This is a genomic window from bacterium (assembly GCA_026398675.1).
Classification (GTDB): Bacteria; RBG-13-66-14; RBG-13-66-14; order RBG-13-66-14; family RBG-13-66-14; genus RBG-13-66-14.
In genome coordinates, this window is sequence record JAPLSK010000075.1 from 1 (window position 1) to 3,755 (window position 3,755).

Sequence of the window (3,755 nt, forward strand, 5' to 3'; positions counted from 1 at the left end):
TCGACCGGGGCAAGCCGCGGCTGTGGTTCCACTGCGCTTCGCTGGGGGAATTCGAGCAGGCCCGCCCCATCCTCGCCGAAATGCGTCGGCGTCACGGCGACCGGTCGCTCGTCCTTTTGAGCTTCTTCTCCGAGACCGGCCTGCGATACAGTCGTCACGGAGGTCTGGCCGATCACGTCTTCCTCCTGCCGCTGGACTCGCCGGCGGCGGCGCGGCGGCTCCTCGACCTTATTAAGCCCGATCTCGTCTGTTTCGTCAAGTTCGATCTGTGGCCGGAGCTGGCCTGGACCGCTCGGGAAACCGGGGTCCCCGTGGCCCTGGTCTCGGCCGCAGTCCACCGGCGTTCCGGGATGGCCCACCCGCTGCTGCGCGGTTTTTATCGGGCGGTCCTGTGCGCCTGCAACTTCGTCGGCGCCGCCGACACCCCGAGCGCCCGCTTACTCCGGGCAATTACGCCCGAAGGGGTGGAGGTCACCGGCGATTCCAAGTTCGACGCCGTCCTGACGCGCCGCGAATCGGCCGGCGGGCCGCCCATCCGCTTTCCGAACGCCGGGCCGGTCCTCGTTTGCGGTAGCACCCACCCTCCCGACGAGGAGGGGCTCCTGCCCATCATCGCGAAACTCCTGGCCGAACGGGAAGATATGGCGGTCGTCCTGGCTCCACACCACGTTGACGAGGGGCACCTGGGGGGGATAGAATCCGTCTTGATTTCCCAGGGGGTGCCCCCCGAGAGGCTGACGGCTCTCGTTGAACGCGGGGGAGTCGTCGAGGGCCGATTGGTCCTCGTGGACACGGTGGGCTGCCTCTTCGAGCTTTACTCCCTGGCCCGGGTGGCTTACATCGGCGGCGGTTTCTGGGATCGCGGTCTGCACAACGTCCTGGAACCGGCGGCTTTTGGGGCGGCGCTGGTCTTCGGACCCCGTATCGGCAACTCGGCGGAGGCGGTGGAGCTCGCCGCGATGGGAGTCGCCGAGAGGGTCGAGGATTTTGACCAGCTCGAAAAAGCGCTGCGGCGGTTGTTAAAGGATTCCGGGGAAGCCCGATCGAAGGGCGCCGCCGCGAGAAGGTACTGCGAGGAGCGGGCCGGCGCCTCCACCCGCATCGTGGACCGGCTGGAGTGCCTGTGCGGTTTGTCGGCTCCTCACCGGGAAGGCTGTTGGCATGACGGATAGGTTCAAGCTTTTGGCGCTCGCAGGCCTTTTCTGCGCCCTCCTCTTCGCGGCCGCTTGCGAAGACTCCTCCACCGTGGAGGGAAAGTTCAAGCTGGGCGTCATCTACGGCCTGGGCGGCAGCAACGACAAGTCCTTCAACGAGGCGATTAAGCTGGCCGTGTCCCGGTCGGTGCGCGACTACCGGGTCAGCCTCACCGAACGGGAGCCCCGCGACCAACAGGAGCTTCAGAGCTTCCTGGAGGAGCTGGCCGCGGACGGTCTGGACTGCATCGTGGTGGCCTGCGACCCCTCCTACCTCGAGCCGGTGGCGCTCGCCCACCCGGACCAGCACTTCATCCTGGTGGACGGGGAAGTCGAGATGGACAACGTCGTCGCCCTCTCCCTGGAGAGCCGACGGGCCGCGGTCTCCATGGGAGTCATCGCGGCGATGACCACCCGGACGGGCCGGATAGGCTTCATCGGCGCTTTCGAGGACCGCTCCAGCCGGCGGGTGCTGGCCGGCTACCAGGAGGGGGCGATGATAGCCGCCGTGCTCCTGCGCGATGAGGGACGGGAAATCCCCGAGATAGAAGTCATCGCGGATTTCATCGGCTCCGGGCCCGACGCCCTGAATAACAAGCAGCGCGCCGAGTTCCTCGCCCGCAAGCAGTACGGCCGCAACGTGGACATCATCTTCGCCTTCTGCGGCAAGAGCGCTGAGGCGGTCTTTCTGATGGCCAAGAACTACAACCGGCTCGCCATCGGAAGCGACCTCAACCAGAACTGGATCGAGAAGGGGCAGGGTTTTCGCCGAGCTGGACGCCCGGGAGGCGGAGCTTTTGGCGGAGGAGCCGGCGGAGAAGCCGGCGCTCTGAGGTCTTAGCGCGGTCGAGGGTGGGATTGACCCTTGGGGGACGATAGGTTTCGGAGCACGAACGTGATAGGCTCGATCGAGGCGCAGGTGCGAGAGGCGGGATTATTTCTTGGGAGACGGTAGGTTCCGGGCTACCTCGAAATCTCAAGTGTCAGGGCGGGTTAAACCCCGTCTTTTTTTTCATCGGGTCGGGGTTGTCAGCGGCCGGACAGCCCTTTCAGCGTGTCCCCGAAAGGCGGCCGGATGACGCCGCGTTCGGTGACGAAGGCGGTGATGTAGCGGTGCGGGGTCACGTCGAAGGCGGGGTTGAAGACGTCCACCCCCGGCGGCGCGGTCTCCAACCCGTGGAACCGGCGGACCTCGTCGGGGTCGCGCTCCTCGATGGGAATCCCGTCCCCGGACGGCAGGTCGAAATCGAAGCTGGACAGCGGGGCGGCGACGTAGAAGGGCAGGCCGTGCTCCCGGGCCAGAACGGCCAGGCCGTAGGTGCCGATTTTATTGGCCGCGTCGCCGTTGGCGGCTATCCGGTCCGCCCCGGTAATCACGCAGTCCACCAGGCCCCGGGCCATCACCGCGGCTGCCATGTCGTCGCAGATGAGCGTTACCGGCACGCCGGATTTTTCGAGCTCCCAGGCGGTCAACCGCGACCCCTGCAAAAGCGGCCGCGTCTCGTCGGCGAAGACGCGGATTTTTTTTCCCGCCTCCACCGCGGCGTAAATCACGCCCAGGGCGGTGCCGTAATCCACGGTGGCCAGCCCGCCGGCGTTGCAGTGGGTGAGAACGGCGGAACCGTCCGCGAGGAGCGCCTGACCGTGGCGCCCGATGGCGCGGCAGACCTCCCGGTCATGGGCCAGGATTGCGAGCGCCTCGTCGAGGAGGGCCCGTTTCACCGTCTCGGGCTCCGCGCCGGCCATCCCCTCGGCCATGGCCGTCATCCGCTCCAGGGCCCAGGTGAGGTTGACCGCCGTGGGGCGGCTCGACGCCAGGTAATCCGCCGCTTGACGAAGCGCGTTTTTGAGGCTATCGTATGTATGGTAAACGCCGTACCGGATTGCGATGTAGAGCCCCAGCGCGGCCGCCACGCCGATGGCCGGGGCGCCGCGGACCTCGAGCCGCTTGAGGGCCCGGTGGACGTCCTCGACGGTCTCCAGGACGACGTAGCGTTCCTCGGTCGGCAGGCGGGTCTGGTCGAGAATGACGAGTGAATCGTTCTCCCAGGCGATGGTCTTCACCGGCACGGCGCAACCTCCGGCAAAATTGACGGATCAACCATCCCATCTCGGGGGCGCCCTGTCAAGCCCCGTAACATGATGGAACACGACGATCGAGGCTGGCGCGGGCTGAGCCGTTTCCTGCTCCTGTCCCTTCTGGTCAACCTGCTGATACTCATGTGGGTGACCCGGGTCAGGGTGGAGCAGGGGGATCCGTCGAATCACGGCGGCGGGCCCATCACCATCCTGTCCATCCTCACCGAGCCCGACGCCGAGCCGCAGCGCCTGGCGACCATCCGCCAGTTGATGGAGGGGTTCACCGAGCCCATCGTGGTCAACGACCGGGACATCGAGACCGTCAAGGAGGAGGAGCAGCCGGAGGGAGAGAGCGTCCAGTCCCGACCGGCGGTGGAGAACTTCGATTTCCGCTACGACTACAACGTCCCGTCTGTCATCGTCCAGCCGGTTCTCGTCGGCGGGCGGCACGACCCGGTCATGCCGGAGTCCCTCTCCAGCTCC

At 66.6% G+C, this 3,755-nt stretch carries 4 protein-coding genes; 3 read left to right on the plus strand and 1 reads right to left on the minus strand.

All coding sequences use genetic code 11. The features are described 5' to 3' along the window. Both NTW26_01520 and NTW26_01525 read left to right on the plus strand, forming a co-directional pair. On the plus strand, nt 1–1,172 hold a 1,172-nt coding region (locus NTW26_01520), incomplete at its 5' end, for a hypothetical protein (protein ID MCX7020953.1). Next, a complete protein-coding gene (locus NTW26_01525; GenBank protein ID MCX7020954.1) occupies nt 1,162–2,034 on the plus strand; it encodes a BMP family ABC transporter substrate-binding protein in 873 nt (290 codons plus the stop codon). The genes NTW26_01520 and NTW26_01525, both read left to right, overlap by 11 nt. Nucleotides 2,035–2,222: 188 nt before the next feature. Here NTW26_01525 and mtnA read toward each other — a convergent pair whose 3' ends face one another. After that, nucleotides 2,223–3,263, minus strand: a complete 1,041-nt coding sequence (mtnA, locus tag NTW26_01530) for an S-methyl-5-thioribose-1-phosphate isomerase (protein MCX7020955.1) — start codon at nt 3,261–3,263, stop codon at nt 2,223–2,225. Between the two features lie 69 nt (nt 3,264–3,332). Between mtnA and NTW26_01535 the strand changes: the two genes are divergently transcribed. Beyond that, nucleotides 3,333–3,755 (plus strand): hypothetical protein (locus NTW26_01535; protein ID MCX7020956.1); only part of this gene is annotated, 423 nt, incomplete at its 3' end.